The organism is Methanobacterium sp. SMA-27 (assembly GCF_000744455.1).
Lineage (GTDB): Archaea > Methanobacteriota > Methanobacteria > Methanobacteriales > Methanobacteriaceae > Methanobacterium_B.
Genome location: NZ_JQLY01000001.1, coordinates 1,538,018 through 1,562,389, shown reverse-complemented (window position 1 = coordinate 1,562,389; position 24,372 = coordinate 1,538,018). Strand labels below are relative to the sequence as shown.

Annotated in this window: 18 protein-coding genes; 8 read left to right on the top strand and 10 right to left on the bottom strand. The window is 32.9% G+C overall.

Features of this window, described 5'->3' with window-relative positions; genetic code table 11:
• The first annotated feature begins 67 nt into the window (after nt 1-67).
• Together DL91_RS07715 and DL91_RS07710 are read left to right on the top strand one after the other, a co-directional pair.
• The gene (locus DL91_RS07715) at nt 68-412 is read left to right on the top strand and encodes a hypothetical protein (protein WP_048190955.1); all 345 of its coding nucleotides are present in this window, start codon (nt 68-70) and stop codon (nt 410-412) included.
• Complete coding sequence (locus DL91_RS07710; RefSeq protein ID WP_048190954.1) at nt 402-1,019, top strand: nucleotidyltransferase domain-containing protein; 618 nt, start codon at nt 402-404, stop codon at nt 1,017-1,019. Before DL91_RS07715 ends, DL91_RS07710 begins: the two co-directional genes overlap by 11 nt.
• Nucleotides 1,020-1,334: 315 nt before the next feature.
• Here DL91_RS07710 and DL91_RS07705 read toward each other — a convergent pair whose 3' ends face one another.
• Nucleotides 1,335-1,724, bottom strand: coding sequence for a type II toxin-antitoxin system VapC family toxin (locus tag DL91_RS07705; RefSeq protein WP_048190953.1), 390 nt, complete (start codon nt 1,722-1,724; stop codon nt 1,335-1,337).
• A complete protein-coding gene (locus tag DL91_RS07700; RefSeq protein WP_156096054.1) occupies nt 1,721-1,957 on the bottom strand; it encodes an AbrB/MazE/SpoVT family DNA-binding domain-containing protein in 237 nt (78 codons plus the stop codon). The genes DL91_RS07705 and DL91_RS07700 overlap by 4 nt, the downstream gene beginning before the upstream one ends.
• A gap of 289 nt (nt 1,958-2,246) precedes the next feature.
• Here DL91_RS07700 and DL91_RS07695 point away from each other — a divergent pair, with 289 nt between their 5' ends.
• Nucleotides 2,247-2,504: an AbrB/MazE/SpoVT family DNA-binding domain-containing protein gene (locus DL91_RS07695; protein ID WP_048190952.1), complete on the top strand. Its 258-nt coding sequence runs from the start codon at nt 2,247-2,249 to the stop codon at nt 2,502-2,504.
• A 22-nt stretch (nt 2,505-2,526) separates the two neighbouring features.
• Nucleotides 2,527-2,964 carry a type II toxin-antitoxin system VapC family toxin gene (locus tag DL91_RS07690; protein ID WP_048190951.1) on the top strand — a complete coding sequence of 146 codons (438 nt, stop codon included), beginning with the start codon at nt 2,527-2,529 and terminating at the stop codon, nt 2,962-2,964.
• 179 nt (nt 2,965-3,143) lie between these two features.
• Here the strand turns inward: DL91_RS07690 and DL91_RS07685 are convergent, their stop codons facing one another.
• The 3 genes from DL91_RS07685 to DL91_RS07675 all read right to left on the bottom strand — a co-directional run bounded on the left by DL91_RS07685 (nt 3,144) and on the right by DL91_RS07675 (nt 7,753).
• Nucleotides 3,144-4,391, bottom strand: a complete 1,248-nt coding sequence (locus DL91_RS07685) for a site-specific integrase (protein ID WP_048190950.1) — start codon at nt 4,389-4,391, stop codon at nt 3,144-3,146.
• A 1,070-nt stretch (nt 4,392-5,461) separates the two neighbouring features.
• Nucleotides 5,462-5,692 carry a TRAM domain-containing protein gene (locus DL91_RS07680; RefSeq protein ID WP_048192616.1) on the bottom strand — a complete coding sequence of 77 codons (231 nt, stop codon included), beginning with the start codon at nt 5,690-5,692 and terminating at the stop codon, nt 5,462-5,464.
• Nucleotides 5,693-6,385: 693 nt separating this feature from the next.
• Nucleotides 6,386-7,753, bottom strand: coding sequence for an Ig-like domain-containing protein (locus tag DL91_RS07675; RefSeq protein WP_048190949.1), 1,368 nt, complete (start codon nt 7,751-7,753; stop codon nt 6,386-6,388).
• Between the two features lie 832 nt (nt 7,754-8,585).
• Between DL91_RS07675 and DL91_RS07670 the strand changes: the two genes are divergently transcribed.
• From DL91_RS07670 to DL91_RS07660, 3 genes are all read left to right on the top strand, one after another.
• The gene (locus tag DL91_RS07670) at nt 8,586-9,062 is read left to right on the top strand and encodes a response regulator (protein WP_052374304.1); all 477 of its coding nucleotides are present in this window, start codon (nt 8,586-8,588) and stop codon (nt 9,060-9,062) included.
• Nucleotides 9,056-12,268 (top strand): chitobiase/beta-hexosaminidase C-terminal domain-containing protein, encoded by a 3,213-nt coding sequence (locus DL91_RS07665; RefSeq protein ID WP_048190948.1) that lies wholly within the window; start codon nt 9,056-9,058, stop codon nt 12,266-12,268. Before DL91_RS07670 ends, DL91_RS07665 begins: the two co-directional genes overlap by 7 nt.
• A gap of 831 nt (nt 12,269-13,099) precedes the next feature.
• The gene (locus DL91_RS07660) at nt 13,100-16,675 is read left to right on the top strand and encodes a DUF11 domain-containing protein (protein WP_048190947.1); all 3,576 of its coding nucleotides are present in this window, start codon (nt 13,100-13,102) and stop codon (nt 16,673-16,675) included.
• Nucleotides 16,676-16,996: 321 nt separating this feature from the next.
• Here the strand turns inward: DL91_RS07660 and DL91_RS13625 are convergent, their stop codons facing one another.
• The 5 genes from DL91_RS13625 to DL91_RS07640 form a co-directional block, all read right to left on the bottom strand.
• Nucleotides 16,997-17,206 (bottom strand): hypothetical protein, encoded by a 210-nt coding sequence (locus DL91_RS13625; protein ID WP_156096052.1) that lies wholly within the window; start codon nt 17,204-17,206, stop codon nt 16,997-16,999.
• Between the two features lie 135 nt (nt 17,207-17,341).
• The gene (locus tag DL91_RS07655) at nt 17,342-20,941 is read right to left on the bottom strand and encodes a right-handed parallel beta-helix repeat-containing protein (protein WP_048190946.1); all 3,600 of its coding nucleotides are present in this window, start codon (nt 20,939-20,941) and stop codon (nt 17,342-17,344) included.
• Nucleotides 20,942-21,450: 509 nt separating this feature from the next.
• Entirely contained in the window at nt 21,451-22,173 is a 723-nt protein-coding gene (locus DL91_RS07650) for a carotenoid biosynthesis protein (protein WP_231551432.1), read from the bottom strand.
• Nucleotides 22,174-22,826: 653 nt separating this feature from the next.
• Nucleotides 22,827-23,552 (bottom strand): hypothetical protein, encoded by a 726-nt coding sequence (locus tag DL91_RS07645; RefSeq protein WP_369792052.1) that lies wholly within the window; start codon nt 23,550-23,552, stop codon nt 22,827-22,829.
• A gap of 100 nt (nt 23,553-23,652) precedes the next feature.
• Entirely contained in the window at nt 23,653-24,150 is a 498-nt protein-coding gene (locus tag DL91_RS07640) for a hypothetical protein (protein WP_052374302.1), read from the bottom strand.
• On the opposite strand from DL91_RS07640, the gene DL91_RS14230 reads away from it, so the two are divergent.
• Nucleotides 24,121-24,363: a MarR family winged helix-turn-helix transcriptional regulator gene (locus DL91_RS14230; RefSeq protein WP_369792071.1), complete on the top strand. Its 243-nt coding sequence runs from the start codon at nt 24,121-24,123 to the stop codon at nt 24,361-24,363. The genes DL91_RS07640 and DL91_RS14230 overlap by 30 nt on opposite strands.
• Nucleotides 24,364-24,372: the final 9 nt, after the last annotated feature.

Below are 24,372 nucleotides of genomic sequence, written 5' to 3'. Positions count from 1 at the left end.
TATGTTATATGGACACAGAAAATTGTATATATTAATAATTCTATATCAATATAACAGAGGTTTTCTAATGAAGAGAGAAGGGCATTTGAAAAAGGCAAATGAAATAAGATCAAGTATAAATTCGCTGGAAAAGGATGAAAAAAATACTAGTGCGATAGTTGAACTGACTTATGGCTGTACTTTACATTATATTTCATTTGGTTCCGAAATGAAGTTCGGAACGCATCAAGATATCCACAACGGCCTTATCAGATTTCTACGTGAAAGAGATGAAGATGAAATAGCTGATTTATTTTCCAAATTAGAAACCATAAGGCATGGTAGATGGTATGGTGGAAAAGGCAATGGAGATACTATAAAGGAAGTTATGGGAATATTGAATATAATTGAAGGTTGGAAAGATGAATATTAAAGAATCTGCTTTTGGATTAGCACAGAAACTTGGAGAAATAAAAACCCTTGATGAAGCTGTATTATTCGGATCGGCAGCTCGAGGAGAAATGCATAAAAAAAGCGATATCGATATTTTACTTCTTTTTAATGCTAAACATGACCCTGAACTGGGGGAAGAAGTAAATTTGGTACATAAAATCGCGGGAGAAATAGAAAAAAACCTCAACATGGAAAACCCTTTTACTTTTGTATTTATGAATAAAAATGAAGACTTAGATTCTGACTTCCTATGGGAAGTAACTAAAGATGGAATAGTTTTATACGCTCGTCCAGAGTTAATATTGGGCCAAAAAGAAAACCTGAAACCTGCAGCATTCATATCTTATAATTTCAGTGATATGCCTGCCAAGGATAAGATGTATGTGAAAAGGAAGATCTATGGTTACCAAGTAAAATCAGTCCATAAAGGGAAAGAATATTTAAGTGAAGGAAAAGGGATAGTACAAGAACATGGTAAGAAGATGGGAAGGGCCACTTTCCTAATTGATGCAGCTCATGTGGATACTATTTTGAAATTATTCCAGGAAAAAAAAGTTAAATACAAACTCACTAAAGTGTGGGTATGACTAAGTTGAACATGTTAAGGTACTTAAGATTGTGAAACTTTAGAAAATGAAAAGAAGAGTTATAAAGGACCAACTCGATGAGTACGAATCTAGTATAAAAACCTTCAAGATGATAAAATTTACTTAAATAAACAGAACGAACAATTAAATAAAGACCTACTAGGTGAAGTTGCATTTATCAGTATTTATGGAGATGGGGTCTGTTGATTTTTGATATTGAACAAGAAGATATGATTTTCCCATTACATGATGAATGTTGTTGTATACTTCAAGATTTAGTACATGGGCCCTGTTGAACTATAATTTAATCGAAAATTAATGGATCCTGTTGAGATTTTTAACTTTATCGAAATCAGAATCAAAAGAAACTATACTATTAACTTGGTGCATTTCCATGATTTCAAGGGACACACAATCTGCTAAGGACAATGTACCATCATATTGAATGAATTTTTCCATAGCATTGTTACTTAATGTTTTATCCATGTAAACAACTTCATAGTTATCTATGATGTATTCATATATCAAAACACCTGCTTTGCCTCCGCTTAAACTTCCTACCAGGGTTACTGTTTCAGAAAGTACAAGAATAGATGTTATTTTTTTCACTTTACCAATTTGAGGCAATACTTTAGGAATATCCTTATGCCATTGGTCTTTTTTATTTAAAAGGGCAATAAAAAAAGATGAATCTGCAAATATCAAATTTTTTCGCCTCTTTGAATTCTTTTCTTCATTTCTACAGCATCAGTCTTAGGACCATCGATCATACCTAAAACATCGTTTATAGTTATTTTTTTACGGAAAAAGACTTCAACTCTATTATTTTTATTAGTTTTCCATTCTACAATATCCCCTGGACCTACTTTAAACATTTTTCTTATGTTCGAAGGTACTACTGTTTGGAATCCTTTTGAAATTTTTGTTTCTGTGACCATCATATCCCTCATGATACATTGTAATTTCATAGTATATAAAATTTCACAATATTTTTTATAATCCTTCAACTATTATTTATTAATAATTATATAGGTTCTTGAAAAATTTCAATAGGATTATATAATTTATGGGATTTTAAAAAAATGGTAGAAATATTTAATACCATTATATTTATATACCATGATTATAATAATAACATTGACGAGAAAAGGAAAAAAATAAAAATGGGATATTAGAATACAATTAGAAAAGAAATGAAAAGATTGGACGAGAAAGAGGAGAAAAGAAATGAGAAACATAGGGAAGGAAGTATTAAAACAGGTTGATGAACAAGGACGTATTGTCATTCCTAAAAAATGGAGAGACAAACACCTTAAAAATAGTTCTGTAGTTCTTTTACAAGTTACAGATGATGAAATAGTTGTAAAGAGCCATGAACCTGCGGATATAACAAAGTACTTTAATTCACTCGAAATAGACATCGAATCAGATTATGATAATTGGAACGATGTTAAAAGAGAGTTATATAAAAAAAGGCCTTCATAAATAGGTTAGGAGAACTTATGACATGAAAGAAAAATTTTTGGATAGTAATGTTCTTATCCATGCTTTTTTAAAGCCTAAAGAGAATCTTACACAAAGAGATAGCGAAATTAAGCAAAAATCAATGGAAATTATTAAGAATTTGCAAACTGGCAGTTTAAAAGTAATAATTACTACTGCACAAATCTTTGAAGTAGCCAACATCTTAGAAAGCTGGTTAAGCCATCAAGCTGCAAAAGAAATTTTAGATTTTGTAGTCACAGCACCAAATATCAAAATTTATGCTGTGACTACAAAAGACATAAAAGATGCTTTAGTCATTTTAGAACGATATCATGATAACAAAATTGGTTTCAACGATTGTGTGACTTATGTTGCAATGAAAAATGTTAATATCCATGAAATCCTAAGTTTTGATAAGCATTTCGATACTTTAGCTGAAATTAATAGAGTTGAAGAGTGAAAAAATAAGAACCATATGACCGTTGGTTCTTCAGATTAAACGAGTTCTTCTGCTAAGTAATTACGCCACCGTTATACGGTCTGGGCTTTCCGTGAGCGTTTAATTGATACGGGTAAAGACGAGAAAATATGGGAAGAACTGCAAAAACCGGATATTGTGAACATTCAAAATTTTTCATTTCATCGTGGTTTTTTAATATTCTTAAAAAAATTGATGTCCCTATATTTTTCGAAGTTATCCTTTATACTATTATAAAAATCAGGATTTTTTATATTTTTAGAGTTTTGTTTCTCATCTTCTAGTTTTTTTATTCGATTTTCTAGTTTTATTCTTTCATCCTTTTCGATCTTTAACTCCAGGATTATGTTATCATATCTATCTGTTGTTACTATTTCTACTTCTTCTAATGTAATATTTCTGAGACCTTTAAGATATTCCTTTTTAAGTATTTCAGGGTTATTTTTATAGTAAGCTAATTTTATATTATCTATCTTATGGCCTAACATTAATTCAATAGCTAAATATTCAACATCACATTCTAGTAATGCTCTCTGGAACATTTTACGTGGAATATTGGATGTTAAAAAATTTCGTTTTTCATTACGTGATCCTAAACCTGCTCTCTGATTAATTCTTCGATATATAGCTGATAATGTATGTTCTCCAATTTTATTTCCATTAGCAATGAATAACGGTTCATTAAATGATGTGATAGGTTTTTTATTGTTACGTTCTAATAGATAATCTATAATTGCTTTGTTACTCTCAGATGAATTAAATGTTAAATAATCAATATCAGTGTTTGACTCATATGAATTCCAAATTCCTATGATATTATCTTTATTTTTAAGTTGACGGTATATTTTATCAATATTAAATATCTCATTATTATTAAAATTGATATATTCCTTAATTGCAATGAAAAATTGACCATATGTTAAATGCCGTATTTCAGCAGCACTCAATCCACTAGAAAATTGTAAAAGAATAATAGCTTTATCTCTTAAATTACAATATTTAAGAGCTTTAAGTATATGTTCCTTATTAGGTAATTCTTCAAAAGTATTTTGAACATTTTTATTAAATGTAAATTCTATTTTTTGAAGTTCAATATCATTATCGTAATATAATGCTTTTATTGTGTCATAGTATGCTTTAATAGTATTTTCTGATTTACTTTTTTTCGTTAATTTATTTATAAAATCTTGTAAATATTTATTAACTTTTCTATCATTAGACTTTACACTATTATTTTGTTCTTCTATTGCTTCATCTATTAATTCAGTTGTTGTTTTCTCTGTAAAGTTACAGTATGATTTTATTCTTGTTTCATATTGTATTATAGTATTATTATTATCTATATTTTTATGATCTAGAAAATTTTTGAAAACTTGATCATTAAGAATATCCTCTTTTTGATACTTCATAATATAATATTATAAAAGTTTATGATATTTAAATGTAACATATATATTATATTATTAATATGATTAGGTACAATTAAATTTATAAAATAAAATGTAACATATATATTATATTATAGGATTATTATTTATAATCGTATTTGTATTATTAGTTGTAATATTTATATAAAATCGACATAATAACCTCCGTCTAGATTATAGAATAACAAAAACCATTCAAAATCCAAAATACATAATATTACTAAATAAAAACCTAAAAGGAACTATTTACTAACACTTCTTAGATGGAAAAACATTAAATATCATAATTAATTCAATAATATTATTACACTTATTACTCCCACAATAGCGCGTCCATAAACTTTGACAAATTTATAGAATAATAAAACTTTATAAACTCATTAAATACTATAACGTATCATATAATCTAAATAACAGGAAAATACAACTGTTTTCAGCTGAAATAATGATTTAAATCTGCTAAATCTTATAAAATATAATTAAAATGCTTAAAAAAAACAGGGAAAAACCCTATTCAAACTTGGTAAAATAGGCTATTTTTGCCTGAATATTGTCATACTTACGTCAATTTTACCCACTAATCTACCCTAAATATCAACTAAATTCTCTAACTTGTAATACTTTTGAATATAATTCAAGTAACTAGTATCAACATTGTTATATCTTACCCCAGATATACTCCTGAAGCACATAACAAGAATAAAGAAAAACATCGAGGGATAATCCCGGCATAAAACATATTACTACACAAGATAGAAGTTCAAGTATCCGGCTAACCAACTCACTTAACCCTAATTTAATTGTATCTCCAATTTAAATGGAGATATTAACTTATTTACAGCAAATAGCCATTTTTACTTCACTATATTCGGGCTTAACGAAGTAAAAGCTAGACATCAATGGGCTTGAATTGAAATTATAGGATCTGAATTCAGTTTCTTGAAAAAAGAAAGAAATATCAAGTTTTAATGTTTCAAAAAAATATTGAAGTATTTATAATTAATTTTGCAATTAAAATCTGTTGATGAAATAGAAAAAAGATTTTTAGATATTTATTCTACTATATCCGCAAAGCCAAAGTTTCTTCTTACGGAGTTGACCCTTATTTTTACTTCGTCGCCGAGTTTGGCACCTGAAACAAAAACTACAAATCCATCTACACGAGCAATTCCGTCTCCATCCCTACCCGTATCGTCAATTTTAACATCATATTCTCCGCCTTCTTTGATAGGCGCATCATTTCCTCCATCATTTCTATTATCATTTCCGTAATTTCCAAACATACTCATATATTACACTTCCAATTTTTTTTGAGACAATTCATTTGTTATTAACATTTATAGTTGACTAATGAAGTTATATTTGATTTAATTAACAAACAAGATTTTTTTTGAATATAAATATCTCCATTCAGAAAATTTAAACATTCAAATAATGCCTATTTTAAGAAAATAATCATCTAAAGAATAATTCTTCACATCAATCGGATATAATGCATTAAAATTAATCAATTAAATGTTATATCTTTCACTAGTTCTATAAAATAAATTATGTCACTCACATTAAATAAACGTTGGGAAATTTGAAATTATTAATTACACTAAATTTTAATCATATATCTGCACAGGATAAGGCGTCAAAACTATCAGATTTTCTTCTGAAATAACCAAATGTAAATATAAAAATATTTAGGATCAGTACTCATCAATATCTACCTAAATTTTTTGATTTGAAAAATTATATCAAAGTCGTGGTAAACCCTATTTGGGCTTAACGCGAGGTAAAAGTTAGAAATTAATGGGCTGGAATTGAAATTATAGGATCTTAATTCTGTTTTCTGAAAAAAGAAAGAAATATCAAGTTTTAATGGTTCTGTAGATTAAAAAGAATGAATGTAGTTGATATTCTGTTAACTAGGAAAGATGAAAAAACATGATAAGTAAACTGATTCTAAAAAAAGAAAAAAATTAATATTTTTATAGTCTTGTTCTGAATTTGAAGGTGTAACTTGCGAGTAAGTTATTTCCGGCGTAGTCTTTGATTGCAGCTTTATGTATGGTGACTTGATACCATGTGCTAGCACTTCTAGTAGCTGTGGTACTAATGAAGAGTGTATTGCCTGAGATGGATTTGGTTATAGATACATAAGTATTGGTGGCGAGATTTTTGATGGTGATATAATTGTAGTAAGTGCTGCTTTTGATATTTTCAGAGAATTTAATAGCAATAGTAGTTATTCTGCTAAAACCCATCTGAAGATTTGCTGGTGTGGTTGAGATTATGTGGGGTGATGTGATATCCATATTTCTAAAGAGAACTTGGTTATATCCATTTCTAGTGTCGGTCCATGATACAAATATTCCATACGAGTCTTCGCCAATAGCAGGTTCGTTCTGGGTTGCTGTGTTGGTGACTACGGGTTTAGCAGGATTAGTACTTGATAGATCTTTCATATAGATATCATATTTAGAAGTTCCATCAGTCTGCTTTTGCATCCACACAACTTTGTTTCCACATATATCTGGGTTTATTTGCGTTTTATTGTTTTCTGATACCCAAAATCCGTCGCGTAAATTCGGATTCGGACTACACCAAATATTGGATCCTTTGAGAGGATTATATTCCGACCATACAACCTTGTTGTATGAAGAAATTCTTGGATGAGTTTGGTTCTGGAGACTTAGAGTAATACTTGAACCGGAATTAGGATTAGAGATGAAATTTGTTTTTTTAACACGCCAATGCCAAGTTCCCGTATTAATATATTCCTGGTATACGACTGTATTTCCATGTATGTCTGGCAGCTCCTGATCCATTGAAGTGGAGGCTATACTTGCACGATAGCTGTTTGTTGCCAAGTCATATCCTCTTATGTCGTAATTTGGTTGATGTCCATTAGCTGCTGATCCAGAGCCATAGTAATATTGCCATACTATCCTAGTTCCGGATATTCTTGGATTTATCTGATCATTACTTGGTGTTGCACGTACTATTGCTGCTGCCTTAGATGAGCTTGTATTTTTCCACCAGATTTGCCATTTACCATTTCCTGTCTTGGATTGCCAGACTACAATATTGCCAGAAATATCTGGATTGATTTCATTTGCAACTGTGTTTGTTACTGTTGTTATTTGACCGTTGATTAGATTTTTCTTGTGGATATCATAGTTGTTTTCGTTAGTTCCAACACGTTTTTGGTAGACGATGTAGTGACCGCTAATAGAGGATGATGATGTTACGGTTATTGGAGTTACTGATGTGGTGTTTTTTGCTGCTGATGCTGCGCCAATTACTATAAAAACTAAAAATGTAGCAATTAACACTATTAAAAACTTTTTTTTCATATTATACCCCCAAAGTTTTTTTAATTATTATCACATTATTATTTTTATATTAATTATAACATGTTATTACAACAAGATAGGAAGGTTTTTAAATAAAAACAAGGACTTTGTGACCTTTTTCACATTATGTAATAAATTCTAAATAATACTTATCATTACAAAAATTCAAAAGAACTGTCAACATGTCTAAAAATTAATCATAGAATCCATATCTTAATAAGGCTTAATCTACTGAATATGTGGCTTGAAAAAAATATAGCGAAGTTATGGTAAACCCTATTCGGGAATAACGAAGTTTATTAAAAAATTTTCCTAATTAATATTCATTTAGAAAATAAGAAAGGATGAGGTTTATTATTGACATATTGCAATTTAATGCAATATATTACGGTATTATAAGTTAATGATGTTATTAAAATAATATCTGAAGAATAAAATAAATTCTCCAATAATAATTGGCTTATGATTTTATTATAAGAACTTCACTAAAATCAAAAGTATCTAATTAATGTCTTTAAGTAGGAATAGGTTTAAATGTTAACGCTCAATTAATATAACGAACTAATAGTAACAATTTCTTAACATTTTTATTAAGATTTTTAATATAAAAATTTCAGTATTATACTTCGAGTCATTGTGACAGTTTTCACAAATATAATTGGATGTAGGGATATTTAGAACAAATTATATATTACTTGTAACATATTGTGATTTAATTGTATGAGGATGGGAATATCTTAAAATTTTTATTATTTATTGTATCAATAAAAATTTTGATAATAACAATAAATGGAAAAAATTTTGAATATAATCATAAGGAGTTGAGATTATTGTGTCAGTTGCTACGATATTAATTGTTGAGGATGAGGGCCTTTCTGCTATGGGACTGCAGCGAACACTGAAGTTCTGGGGATATGACGTTTCCACATCTGTTTTTTCTAAAAAAGAAGCTATTAAAAAGGCTAAAGAAATAAAACCCGATCTTATTTTAATGGATATTGTTTTAAAAGGCGATGGTGACGGAATAGACGCTGTCTGGGAAATAAATAACAGTATGGACGTTCCAATAATTTACCTTACAGCCTACAGTGATGAGGAAACGATTAAACGTGCCAATATCACAAAACCCTTTGATTACATTATTAAACCATACAAAGAAGAAGAACTCCACGAAAGTATTGAAAAAGCACTCCAGAAACACAAATTTGAAAAAAAATTATTAGAATCCGGAGAATGGTTAGACAAAAAACTAAAAGGATCCGTTGGGGTTAGTGGAAAATATTTTAGAAAGATGATAGCAAGATGGTAATTCCTAAGTTTGTATTAATAGTAATCTGTTTTATGGCTATTTTAATGTATACTATGACCGGTGCATCTGCTGTTAACACAACAGACCAAACATCGGGATATAATACAACTGATATTCAAAACAATCCAGACACTGCTAATTTTGATAATAATGTTTCAAAATCTTCTAAAACACTTCTTAAACAAAGTTCTTCATATGAAACAGCAAGTATCAATATTACTAACGATTTTAGAGAGGCATACAGCCAGGGATTTCCAAATCCGGGAAATGTAACAAACCATTCCAATTATTGTAATTGGGTTTGGACTACTATCAACATAACAAATGATGGTCCAAGAGATACTAATGTAACAATAGAAAACATCGAATCAAACGGATTCATCTATTACAACCCAAAAATAGGATGGAATGGATATGTAAGATTCAATAATGGCTCGGGTTGGACATGGGATAACAATTTTAACGTGACCACGGGTCTTGGAACCTATGATATTTCAAGTGGTGATACTTACCAAATTGCAATTTTAGGCTACATTAACCAGACAGGTAATATAACTAACACCGTAAACGAAATTTCCCAGGATGCTTACAGTCCAGATCCATATCCATCAGCAAATGCAACCTTAAATGTACCGAAAGCTGCAATAATCCGACTGAAAGAAGAGTTTAGAACATCTTTAAATGGTTCTGCTATTCATAATTTAAATTATTTAGATTGGGTTTACGCTGTAACAACCACAACTAACAATGGACCTGACTCTTCTAATGTAAAATACCAATCTAACTCCTCAGGATTCACACCTAACGGTACTTATTATGTCAGTGCCGATAATGGAATATCATGGGTTAAAGACGGATCTTACAATACTTCAACAGGTATATGGAGCATTAAACTACCTTCAAACGCTACATATTTACTTGCAATATACGGCCAAATTACAAAACATTCTAATATTAATAACACCATCACAGAAATATCACAGGATGTGTACAACCCATATGGTCATGATAATATGGAACCTAAATGTTTAATTGTTTTTGACGATGGAAATTTGGCACAATACGATATTGCTTTTAAATATATGCAATCTAAAGGAATAGTGGGTACTGCCTATATAAACGGTTATAATAGTGGACAAGATGATGTATTGACAATCTCTAATCTACTAGAAATGGATGCAGCAGGATGGATCATAGCTAATCACGCATATGACCATGTCAAGCTCACAGATGTTTCTGATCAAGAGATTTATAATGAAATATCAGAACAAATAAATTTTTTAATAAGAAACGGATTAAGTAGAGGGGCCTACGATCTAGCATATCCTGGTGGATATTCGAACCAAGATGTTTATGATATCATGAACGAATTGGGCATTCGTACAGGACGTACAACATTAGGCAATCCTATAGAAAACTTTAATGGATTAAATTTGTATCAGATTCCAGCTTACACCCTAGTTAATACCACTCCAGTATCAAGTGTAGAAGGTTATGTAGATAATGCAATGGCTTCTGATTCAACCGTTGTTATCTTATTCCACAATATAGTAAATTTTAATCCCGATGAATACGATTATTTAACCTGTAACTTCAAGAATATAATCGATTACATAGCTAAAAGTGGAATAAATTGTATAACAATTAATGATCTGTACCAACAATCAGCTACAGCTCCAATAAATATCCCAACAATCGGATCAAAATTTGATAATCTATCAACCTCAAATGGATATGCTACTGCAACCGCAACTATCCAACCAGAAGCTGATATTCAAATTAATAACACAGCATCTAATTATGCTCCTAACTACAATTACAACATCACTTTAACAATAACAGCAAAAAACAACGGACCCAATACAGCAGAAAACGTGACTATTAACGAATGGACAAGCAATAACTACTTAACATACATATCAGATGACAGTGCAGGAAAACTCGACCTTAATACTGGAATATGGACAATCGGAACATTAAAAAGCGGACAAACAACAATTCTCCACATAATAGTCAAAGCCAACACACCAAACATAACCCTAACAAATAAAGCAATCTACAACCCCATAACAACCGACCAAAATTCAAACAACAATAATCAAACCATATCAATAATAGTACCTCTTGGACCAACAACAATCACTGTAAACCATATAATCGGATTTAAAGGAGACAATGTAAACCTAATCGCAACACTAACCGACACAAATATCAAAATACCACTCCAAGGCAAAACTATACAATTCAGTGTTAATGAAAACATCATAGGCAATGCATTAACAAATAATAATGGAATAGCAACACTACCTTACACCATAATACAAAACAATGGCACCTACAACCTACTAGCACAATTCCAACAGGACACATTTTTTGCAGCAAGCAACTACACAAAAAGTTTAATAGTTGAACAAACACCAACAACAAGTCTTAAAGCAGGTCTGTATAATTCAACAAAAATTGTTACAATAAACTATAGCAAAACAGAAAAGATTTACTATACACTCGATGGAAGTAATCCCTCCACATCTAGCTCTAAATATAGTACACCAATAACCATTACCAAAACAACAATCCTGAAATATTTTGCAGTGGGTCTGGAAGGTAATAAATCACCAACTTACTCACAAACTTATACTATAGACAAAATCGCACCAACAGCAAAAGCTAGCATTAATGGTGGATTATATAATACAACTAAAATTGTTAGTCTTTCAATGACTGAAAATGGTACAATATATTATACCTTAACTGGAACAACACCTACTACTGCAAGTATGAAATATGCCGGACCAATAACAATAAGTTCTACTAAGATTTTGAAATATTTAGCAGTAGATTTAGCTGGTAACAAATCACCAATTTACACAAAGACTTACACGATAGACAAAATCCCTCCTAAAGTCTCATCAACAACACCAACAAACCTGAAAACGGGTGTGAGCAGAACTTCCACTATAGTCATTAAATTCAGTGAAAATATCAAAGCAAGCACATATTTCAATAATATTACAATTAAAAACCTTACAACTGGTAAATATGTTACAATAACCAAATCAATCTCAGGGAACACTTTATACATTAAAATGACTAATACTAGAATAGCTTACAACTGGTATCAAGTATCAATACCTGCCAAAGCAATCAAAGACTACGCCGGCAACAACCTAATTGCAACTTACACTTTCAAATTCAAAACCAAATAAAAATTTCCTTCTATTTTTATTAATTAAAATCCAAATTTGTTTTTATGTCTCTCGTGATCGATCGCTTACTGGATTTTTATTTTTTCTATTACTTAGGCCTATCTTAAATTAACTTAACCTATGATTAAATGATGTTCTTTGCATCAAACCTATTAAATAATGTACGGTAACATAATAAAACAAGATAGCTTTAAATAAAACCTATGGTTCATAGACTCCATCTATAGCAACTAGTATATTGGAGATATAAATAATTGCAAATACCCAATATTTGGCCTTAGTCGATTAAAGTCTTTTTGTGCTTCATTTTTTGGATTTAAAGAATATATATAAATGGAATTACACCAACCATTAAAAGCACAGAATCCACCAAAACCACTTACCATAACAGCTACAATGGTGTTAAAATATTTAGCTATTGATTAGCAGGTATGAAATCACAATGTACATCCGAACTACAAAATCGACAAAACAGTACCAAAAGTCGTTCTTGATGATGGGCTAGGTAAGTCTCTCACATGCTTCTAATTTAATTATTTTTTTTCTCAATTAGTTTTCAACTGTTTTTGTTTAATTATCGATTTGTTTGGTGATATTATCACAAAATATAATGGAATATTTATAAGGATGTGAATATAATAGGTTACTATACGGTGAAATTCAGTGTTTTACGGTAAAAACAGCTAATAATGTTTTCACAAAATTTTTTTTAAAAATAAATAACCCCCCTATTATGTGGATATTTTATTACAGGATAACTCTTTCACACATTATTCAATATTACTTTTTAATTTATGGTTATTTCATACACAATGAACGAGCATAAAGGAGGTGAAAAAGATTAGAAAACAAACAATTACAAAAGAAAACAATTTCAAATCAATTACAGATAATAAAGCTAAAATCATGGTTCCATTTCTGCTTTTAACCTTGGCGTTAGTGTTATCATTCACAGTTAACGACGTTGCAGCTGCAAATGGAACATCAAACAATGCAATAGTTCCATCACACAATGTAACAGTATCTACAACCGGACAAGCTGTTAATTCACAGACAACTGTCCAATCCAAAACCAAAACTAATAAAACATCAAATTCTTTAAATACTAAAAAGAATCAAAAACAATCCGACCCACAGATCTATAGAAACGGAGCTCCTGTTGCACGTGGAGGAAATCCTGTAGGATTTGTTTATCCATCAATCGCATCAGCAATTACAGTTGCTAATGCTGGGGATACAATAATGCTCGAAAATGGAGCAACCTTCCAGGAACATGGTCTCGTAATTAATAAAGATCTAAATTTCAATGTATTTAGCAACGGCTTTGCCACTATAGACGGACAAAATCTCGGAACAATATTCCTAATCAGCAACGGCGTAACAGTCAACCTACAAAATTTAATACTCAAAAATGGTAAAGGAACTTCAGGTGGAGCAATCTACAACAATGGAACATTAATAGTAAACAACTGCACATTCCAGGATAACACCGCAACACAAAATGGTGGAGCCATCTACAACGATGGAAGTTTAAACTACGATGCAGTAACACATACTAGCCAAACCGTAACAAAGAATGGTGGAACATTAACAGTAAACAACAGTACATTTACAGGTAACAAGGCACTGAATGGTGGAGCCATATACAATGCCGGATCTATAAATATAACCACCAGTACTACCCTCACTGACTTTACCATAACACAAAATGGTGGAACATTAAATGTAGTAAACAGTGTATTTGCTAATAACACCGCAACACAAAATGGTGGAGCCATTGCAAATGATGCAACATTTAACGTCAACAGTAGCACACTTACACGTACCGTTATAACACAAAATGGTGGAACAGCAACAATATCAGGCAGCACATTTACAGGTAACAAGGCAAATAATGGAGGAGCCATTAGTAACCTTGCAAGCTTTAATACAGCTGGCTTCAGCACACTCACAGGTACTGCCACAACAGGTACAACAGCACTTAACAGTGGAACAGTGACAGTAACTAATAGCGCACTAATAGGCAACACTGCAAATATTAATGGTGGAGCTATCTATAACGGCGCAAGAACATCTGCAACTGATACCACATTCACGGACTATACCATAAATAATGACGCAACAATAACAGCTAGATTCAACACAATGGCAGGTAACTCTGCATTGAATGGTGGAGCTATCTTCAACGATGCAACATCAACTGTAACTCAGAACACCCTCACACGTACTACCTTAAACAATGCGGCCGCTGCAACAACAACCGACAACGCTCTTGTAGGCAACCATGCAACAACAGGTAGAGACATCGTCAACAATGAAGTGTTAACAGCAAACACCAACGTAATATCCGTCAGTTTCATCAATAACACTGGAACAGTAGATGCTATGCGTAATTGGTGGGGATTCGTTACCGGCCCAGCACCCGGAGATGTTGTTGGAACAGTGGATACATCAAACTTTTTGAATTATACCATGGGTATAACAGTTACAGCCAGTAACAGTTCACCTAATGTGGGTCAACAGTTCCATTACACCATAATTGTGACTAATAATGGTCCAGACAACGCAACTGATGTACAAGTGACAGATGGAATACCTGATGGCTTAACATTTAACAGTTCTACAGCAAGTCAGGGTACTTACGACCATGCAACTGAAATATGGAACGTTGGAACCCTTGCTAGCGGTGCCAGTGCAGTACTACAACTGTTTGTAACTCCTACAAATAGTGTTGCAGGTACACTCGTAACTAAAAATGCAACACTAATAAACACAAACGCAACTGGTAATGCAACAGTATCAATACCTGCAGCTCCTGTAGCTGTGGTATTAACTAAAACTGCAAGCAATCTCGCACCTAATGTAGGTCAACAATTCCACTACGTGGTAACTGCAACCAATAACGGTCCAAATACCGCTACCGGTGTTCAGGTAACCGATATAATACCTGCTGGTTTAACCTTTAATAGTTACACAGCAAGTCAGGGTACTTACAACAGTGGTACTGGAATATGGAACGTTGGAACTCTATTAAATGGTGCAAGTGCAATATTACAACTGTTTGTAACTCCTACAAACTCTGTAGCTGGAACAACAGTAAATAACACTGCAACTACCGTAGGTCAAAATGCAAGTGCAGCAGTAGTTGTACCCACAACTCCAGTATCTAATGTGACATTGACCAAAACTGCAAGCAATCTCGCACCTACCGTAGGTCAGCAATTCCAGTATACCATAACTGCAACTAATAATGGTCCAGATACCGCTACTGGTGTACAGGTTACCGATAAAATACCTGTTGGTTTAACCTTTAACAGTTACACAGCAAGTCAGGGAACCTACAACAGTGGAACAGGAATATGGAATGTTGGAACTCTATTAAATGGTGCAAGTGCAGTACTACAACTGTTTGTTACCCCTACAGCTTCTGTAGCCGGAACAACTGTAACTAACACTGCAACAAGCCCAGGACAAACGGTAAATGCAGCAGTAGTTGTACCAACAACTCCAGTATCTAATGTGACATTGACCAAAACTGCAAGTAATCTTGTACCTATTGTAGGTCAGCAGTTCCATTATATCATAACTGCGACTAATAATGGTCCAGATACCGCGAATGGTGTTCAGGTTACCGATATAATACCTGCTGGTTTAACCTTTAATAGTTACACAGCAAGTCAGGGTACCTATAACAGTGCTACTGGAATATGGAATGTTGGAACATTAGTAAATGGTGCAAGTGCAATATTACAACTGTTTGTTACCCCTACACTTTCTGTAGCCGGAACAACAGTGACAAATACTGCTACAAGCACAGGCCAAACAGTAAATGCAGTAGTAGTTGTGCCTGCAACTCATGTAGTTAATGTGGTTTTAACTAAAACCGCAAGTAACATCTCACCTAAAGTGGGTCATCAGTTCCACTACACAATAACCACAACTAATCATGGTCCAGATACTGCTACTGGTGTAAAAGTTACCGATAAAATACCTGCTGGTTTAACCTTTAACAGTTACACAGCAAGCCAAGGTACCTACAACAGTGGAACCGGTATATGGAACGTTGGAACATTAGTAAATGGTGCCAGTGCAACTTTAAGACTCTTTGTTACCCCTACAGCTTCTGTAGTCGGTAAACATGTGACAAACGTTGCTATGATAACTGCTATAAACGAATTCAACCAGAACACAAGCCTATTTGCATCACAAACAGTTAATGTACAAAAACAAACAATCAATGTACAAAACAATCATGGAAAAAATACAGGAAATAACTCCACAAATATTGTAAACGCAGAAACAACAAATAAAATAGCCATGCAAAATACAGGTGTACCAATAGCTGGATTAATACTAGCAATTCTGATGGTTCTTGGCGGATCAATAATACCCAGAATAAAGAAATAACCACACACTAAAATTTTTTTCCCCCATTTTTTTTTTAAATAAAAAATTAGAAAAATTTAAACATTTAATAAACGGGTTAAATAATAACATTCTTACTACTTCGATATGTCCCATTCCTAAGCTGATAAGGTTCACTTAAATGAACAGGAACGAACAATTAAATAAAGACCTACTCAGTGCAGTTGCATTTATCAGTATGTATGGAGATGGGTCTGTTGTATTTTGATATTGAACAAGAAGATAATGATTTCTCCATTACATGATGATGTGGTTGTAACTCCAAGATTTAGTACACTGCCATGGTGAATAATTAATTGAAAATTAATGGATCCAGTTGAGATTTTTAACTTTATCGAAATCAGAATCAAAAGAAACTATACTATTAACTTGGTGCATTTCCATGATTTCTAGGGACACACAATCTGCTAAGGACAATGTACCATCATATTGAAGGAATTTTTCCATAGAATTGCTACTTAAGGTTTTATACATGTAAATAACATCGTAGTTATCTATGATGTACTTAATCAATTCTTATATCACTATTCTCTTATATTTCTATAAATTTTTAAATAAAATGATTTTTAAATAAATAAAAAAAAATAATTATTTTTAGAACCAAACAGTATTATCATATCCTTTTTTACCTAGACCAATAATCACCCATTATTGTACGTTAATGGTTATGGTTTGTGCGTTGTTGTTTGTGTTGTGGTCTGTTGTTACGGGGTTGTAGGTTGCTGTGTTGGTTATGGTTGTGTTTGGTGTGGTGGCTTTGGCTATTATGTGTAATGTTGCTGTTGCTCCGTTGGCTAGGTTTCCGACTGTCCATATTCCATTGTTAAGGTTTAGTGCCCCTCCGCTGTCGTCTGATAAATATGTAAAGTTGTAGTTACTCAGCCATTCAGATACTGTTACATTTTGGGCTGTATTGGGTCCGTTGTTTGTTACTGTGACTGTGAAAGTGATGTTGTCCCCATAGTTAGGTGTGGAGTTGGATATAGTATTGGTAACTGCTACGTCTGCAGCGTCTGTTGAGTTTTCAACTGTTATGGTGATGGTTTGGTTGTTGTTGGTGCTGTTTGGGTCGTTTGTTACGGGGTTGTAGGTTGCTGTGTTGGTTATGGTTGTGTTTGGTGTGGTGGCTTTGGCTATTATGTGTAGTGTTGCTGTTGCTCCGCTGTTTAGTGTTTCAATGGTCCATATTCCGTTGCTGAGGTTTAGTGCTCCTTGGCTGTCGTCTGATATGTATGTTAGGTAGCCATTGCTTAGCCATTCACTTACAGCTACGTTTTGGGCTGTGTCAGGTCCGTTGTTTTTAACTGTTACTGTGAAGGTTATGATGTCGTTATAGTTGGGTGTGTTGTTGGACACAGTGTTGGTTACCTGTATATCGGCTGATGTTGCGGGTACTGTTATGGTGATGGTTTGGTTGTTGTTGGTGCTGTTTGGGTCGTTTGTTACGGGGTTGTAGGTTGCTGTGTTGGTTATGGTTGTGTTTGGTGTGGTGGCTTTGGCTATTATGTGTAGTGTTGCTGTTGCTCCGCTGTTTAGTGTTTCAATGGTCCATATTCCGTTGCTGAGGTTTAGTGCTCCTTGGCTGTCGTTTGATATGTATGTTAAATAGCCGTTATTTAGCCATTCACTTATAGCAACGTTTTGAGCAGTGCAGGGTCCGTTGTTTTTAACAGTTACAGTGAAGGTTATAGTGTCGTTATATTTAGGTGTAGAATTAGAAACTGTATTTGTAACTTCTACATCCGCAATATTTGTGGCTACTGTTAAATTAGCTGTACCGTTACTGGCTGCATATGTTGCATCCTGTATAAATTCTGCTAATATAGGATACACTCCAATATTTTCCAGGACAGTGTAGGGTAACGTTGCAACTCCACTACTATTCGTGAGTGCAGTGCCTAAGAACGTACCGTTAACACTAAATCTTATAGTTTTACCTGTTAAAGGTAAGTTATTTTTAGTGTCCCTTAACGTTGTGATGAGGTTTGCTGGAACACCTTTGTAACCAGTAGTTGGAGTTACAGTTATTCCAGTTGGAATAGCTGATGTAGTAACAATTGAAACATTGGTGGTAACATTTTGAGAATCAACCAAAGCCCTAACTACAGACACTCCAGGAGAATTACCCGTAAAGATGGTGGTTGCAGCACCGTTTACGGTGGTATTGTTAAGTGGATTAACAGCACCTAAAGAATCACAGCTGAAGTTAACATTTATCCCATCTGGAACAGTTTTTCCAGAATATAATGAAGTTACATCTACTCCATTACTGTTATGATTAAGATCTGCAGTTATTGTGGAAGTAGTTCCACTATTTATCTGGTTGGGATTGCCTATTACCCTTAAAACTATCCATGGGTTAATGTTGAATAAACCATAAATCCTTGTTGGAGTACTGTTTGATCCCCACCAGTTATTTAATGCATTAATGTATCCTGTTGTGTCAGGACTGTACACCTGATAAGTATTCCCAACAACACTGTTCAAATTAAAATTAGCAGCATTAAAGTTACTAAATGAAGCACCATAAAGATTGTTTTCCAATCTGTTCGAAGTAACATTGTTGCCTGTACTTGTAATTGTAAGGCCAGCTTCACCATTGTAACACATTGAATTTCCAACTATATTACACCCAGATCCAGTGATGGTCAGCCCGGTTTCATCGTTGTTGTTTATGGTGTTGTGTGTGAAGTTTGAGTAGGGACTTGCACTGTTGATTCCGTTGCCATTGTAGGACACATCGTTATTGCTGATGGTGTTGTTATCTGCATTAGTAGATTTTTGGATGCATATACCAATTAAATTATTTTGCAGTATATTGTTAGTTAAGGTGTTGTAAACTCCTATGAGCAGTACTGCACTTCCATTATTATTTTTTATAGTGTTATTATCTATATTTACATGGTTTGATGTGATGGTTAGGCCGTTTTCGTTGTTGTTGTTTATAGTGTTGTGTGTGAAGTTTGAGTAGGGACTTAAACTGTTAATTCCATTACTGTTGTAGGATATATTGTTGTAGCTTACTGTGTTGTGATCAGCATCTGTAGATTTAGGGATGTAAAGACCAATCACGTTATTTTGCAGTATATTATTGGTTATGGTGTTGTACACACCCATAACCAGGATTGCACTACCGTTGATGTTGGTTATGGTGTTGCCGTCAATAATATTGTGGTCAGAAGTAGATATCAGGCCGTTATTGGTGTTATAGGACATGTTGTTGTTAGAAATAGTTGAATAGTTGCTTGCACTGTTTATCCCTGCAAGATTGTGAATTAAATTATTTCCACTCACAACATTACCATCAGAACTTGCAAATCCTGCAAGGGTAATACCACAGTTCCCATTATAAGAAGCAGTATTATTCAGAATATTATTGTATCTACCGGTAATATCCAGCCCGCTCACCAGGTTTGATGTTGCATTGTTGTTTGAAATGGTACTGTTACTTAGACAAACCCATAATCCATTTTTATTTCCATTAACAGTATTCCCATTGATGTTGTAGTTAATGGGGGTGTTTGTTCCCATCTGCTGAATTGCAATACCATCTTCAGCTCCTGTCACTGTGTTACCAATTATTTGCATATTTCTGGAGTTATCTGTGGCATATATCCCCGCACCCTGATATCCTGTGCAGGTTACCTGGTTGTTTGAAACTATGTTGTTTTCGCTGTTATCGTTGAATATTATTCCATTTAAAAAATTACTGATGATATTACCTGTTATGTTGTTGTAGGTACACTTACCATATTCAAAGCTGATCCCATTTCCAACGGTGGGGCTTACACCGGTTATGGTATTCCCTAAAACCTTTGAATTGTTCATATTCCCGTAAAACTGTATACCCACCAAAGAAGCTGCTATAATATTGTTACCCGAGATAAGACAGTTATTTGCATTGTTTATCATGATACAGTAACTACTCTTTGATAAAGTGAAATTTTGAATAGAAGAACCCGCACCATTTGAATTCACAGTAAAAACAGCTGCACTTGTATTTTTAGCTTCAATTGTAACTTTTCCACTGGATTTTATATTAATCTTCTTGTTTATGTTAACACTTTCTTTATAGGTATAGGGATTGTTGTTATTATCGTATACCGTTATGTAATCATTATCAGACGCTTGATCCACGGCACTTTGAATGCTGTCCCCGGGATGTACAGTTATATTAGCGGCACTGATGGATTGTAATGAAATTAAACAGATACCCATAAAAATTATATAAATGATCACTTTATTCATCAAATCAATCACCTATTTGTCGTTTATACTATTTTATGTACAATCACGTTGTATATAATAATTCGAGGTAATATTGTGATAAAAATCACAAAAGATCAGTTAATTCTGTTTCAAGGAAGATTTAATCAGTTAAGTAAAACAATACTCCACTTTTTAAGCTTAACTTCAGTATTTGCTATTTGAAGTGTAATACGTAAACCATAGCCATTTAATAAAAAAGTGTTAATTAGACAGATTCCTTAGATAATACATATCTTTGAAATTAGATTAGATACTGATCAAATGGAATAGAATGAAAAAATTATTTGAAAAAAAAACTTAGATCACAAATAATATTGATAACTTCAAAGGTTACAGGAAACTGAAATTCAAAGTAAAACTAATTTTCAAGTAAAAACTAAATTTTTAAAGATACAGAAAATTTGGTAAATATTTAAGGATTAGATATCTTAAATTAGGAAACCTTCTTCAAACAAATTCCTTTAATGAACAATTAACAAAATAAATATTCATCGTCTTTTTTTCATATTTAACATTAAAGCCAGTACTGCGATTAAAATGAACGGCATCATAGTAGTTATACCAATCAGGATATAATCTATTTTTCCTATTGTAAATGCCCTAACTGCATTTTCTAAAAGGTACATTACGTAAATAAGTACAATGGACAAATTTAAGAATATATCTAACCCATAAGGGGTGTCTGATTTTGGTGATATTGCTTCGTAATATCTGAAAATGAATATGGCGATGGCTGCAACCAAAAACCATCCAATAAAATTACCGATAGGTATGCCGAAATAAGGACCTCCTCCAGTCCAAATCCATCCTGCTACTTGTGGTGAAACAGCAACAGGGTCAAGTATCATATCTAAATTAACTGCTATTAATCCGCCGATAAATGATAGTAAAACCATTAAACCTAAAAAATACCATAAATTATCTGTCTTTACTGGTCTCTCCCCGCCAAATCCAAATAGTAATAAATTTGTTATGGTGTAACTGAAGTAAATTATGATCGTCCATGAAATGGGTGTAGAAATTGGCACTAATCCAAAAAAGAAGGTAGGTAGATTATAATAGTATGGCATACCAAACACACCACCGTATTTAACGCCAACAGCCTCAAAAGTTAAACCAAATAGTAAAGCAATAATAAAGAGTACTCCAGTTTTTTTATTCCCAAGAACTTTAGAAGAATGTAATAAAACGAAGGCAAATGCAAGCCACATATAGAAAGATCCAGCCAACACAATAATGGTTGATGGAATTAAATATGAAATCATAGCACTAGAAATAGAAATTATAAAAAAAGTAAAAAATAATTTTATATAAAAATTTTTGTTAAGATTTAAAGGTTCAGAAAATAGTGCTATAAAAATTGCAATCAATACTATCAAAAAATCCAATAATAAACTGATCATTATATCATCACCAATTAAATCCTAATATAATTCTTATAAATAATTTTTGTTTCATATCAATTCTTGAACTTACAATTATTATCTCTGAAAAACCTTAATTTCATTTAAACAGTACATAATTCTTTTTTTATTACTAATAACTTATAAATCTAACCAATTATTTGATTAATTATCATAATATCTTCTTTATCAACAGCCCCCCAATACTAATAGGGCAATAAAAATAGATAGCTTTAGAAGTAATAAATTAAACTGGATATGATTATTTTAAATAAAAGTCTTTTGACACTATCTTTAAATAAAAAATCATATTAAAAATTTTAAGAAAATAAAAAAAAAGGGTTTTAAACCCATACCAATTTAATCGTAGTTGGTCAAGTTTTCCTGTGAAATATTTTCTGTTTTGCTCAGATTTTCATAGTACTTGTCAACATTAGATGCAACATTACTTTTATCCAGGTTTAAAGCACCTTCATTGTAGAGTGTTTGAAGTTCTGAAGCATGTGTAAGTTCAAACTTCCAGTAAGGACTGTACAGGTAGATGGAGAACAATCCGTAGGCTGTGTAAGCATAGGCTGGAATAATTCCATAGGTCTTGGTGAGTATCTGGAAGTATAGAGGAATCCGCATCCAGGATCTATGAGTGGACTGTCGGTCCTTACAGTTCCATGCCATAACGTTGGTAAAGGTCCTTCCTGACCGTGCTGCTGTTCTAACTGGTTTACATGGGCCATCATTTCATCGTATGTGTTGTAAATTGTTCCGTCAGACATGTACTTGTACCTACCGTCAGGCACACCGAAAAGTGCAACCTTCAGTGAATCCAGTATGTTTACCTGGCTCATGCTCTTAGAACCCCCGCCTTGGGTATCTATAAATGCAACTTCGATGATGTAGACGTTACCCTGCTCATGACTGGTTGTGTCGTTCACAGTTTCTGGAAAACTCCTGTAATTGGAACTTCCAGCAAAATGCACAACCAGAGCACACTTGGAGTCGTGTTCCATGGCATATTCACCTAGTAAGTTTGCATGAGGATGTCCTGGAAACATGTCTGGATTTGCAATTTTGACCAATGAAAGCCGGCCTAAAGGTTCTATGGGTCCGTTTGAAACTGTAACATAGGAATATCCTATTATTACTGCTATTATCCCTAATGCAACAAACGCCCAGATTTTTTTACTCATATTTTTTTGTCACCTAAAATATTTTACAAATTTTCTATATCTCTTTTCCCAATAGGTGGCCCTGAAATTTTTATCGTATTTATATCTATACATTTTTTTATCAAACAAAGGAGTATATGTTCCATGAAATGAAAAATCCACTTGATTTACCCTTTAAATCTTTGGAGAGTTTCATTAACAACACCTTATCATTAGTGTTTCCTGGAACAGTTACAACTGTCTTATTATCCATTTGCTGAACATTTAATACGTCATATCCCTGAAGGTCAATGTTATCTGATGGGTTTATTATGGTAATTTCATGTACCTCGGTACTTGTACCCATAATTTCCAAACTGACCCTGAGCAGGATAAGTATAATTATTATTAGACTAGGTTTTAATAAATCTTTGGCTCTAAATGGTTTTTTAATTGAGTAAATACCCAAAAGTGTTGCAAGACCTATTAATGCAGGTGTGGAAAATAAACCTCCATCAAGCACACCTATCATGGACACGGTTAATGCAAATGCAATTAAAATCTGATACAGCAACCTTTTTTCGTTGGCCACTGAAATAATACCGGCAATATACTCTTTAGAAACAAACTTTTCAAACATAGAAAACGGTTAAAACACAATAAAATACCCCATTCATACTTCCATATACTCAAGGTTTTGAAGAAAAAAGGTCCACTCCCAATGTCTGAAATAGGAAGGCGTGTTTACATATCTAAATCGAACATGACCTCATTAATAGATAAACTGGTTGAAAATGGACTTGCAGAAAGAATACCCGATACAAATGATAGAAGAGTGATTAACATAACCTGACAAACAGGG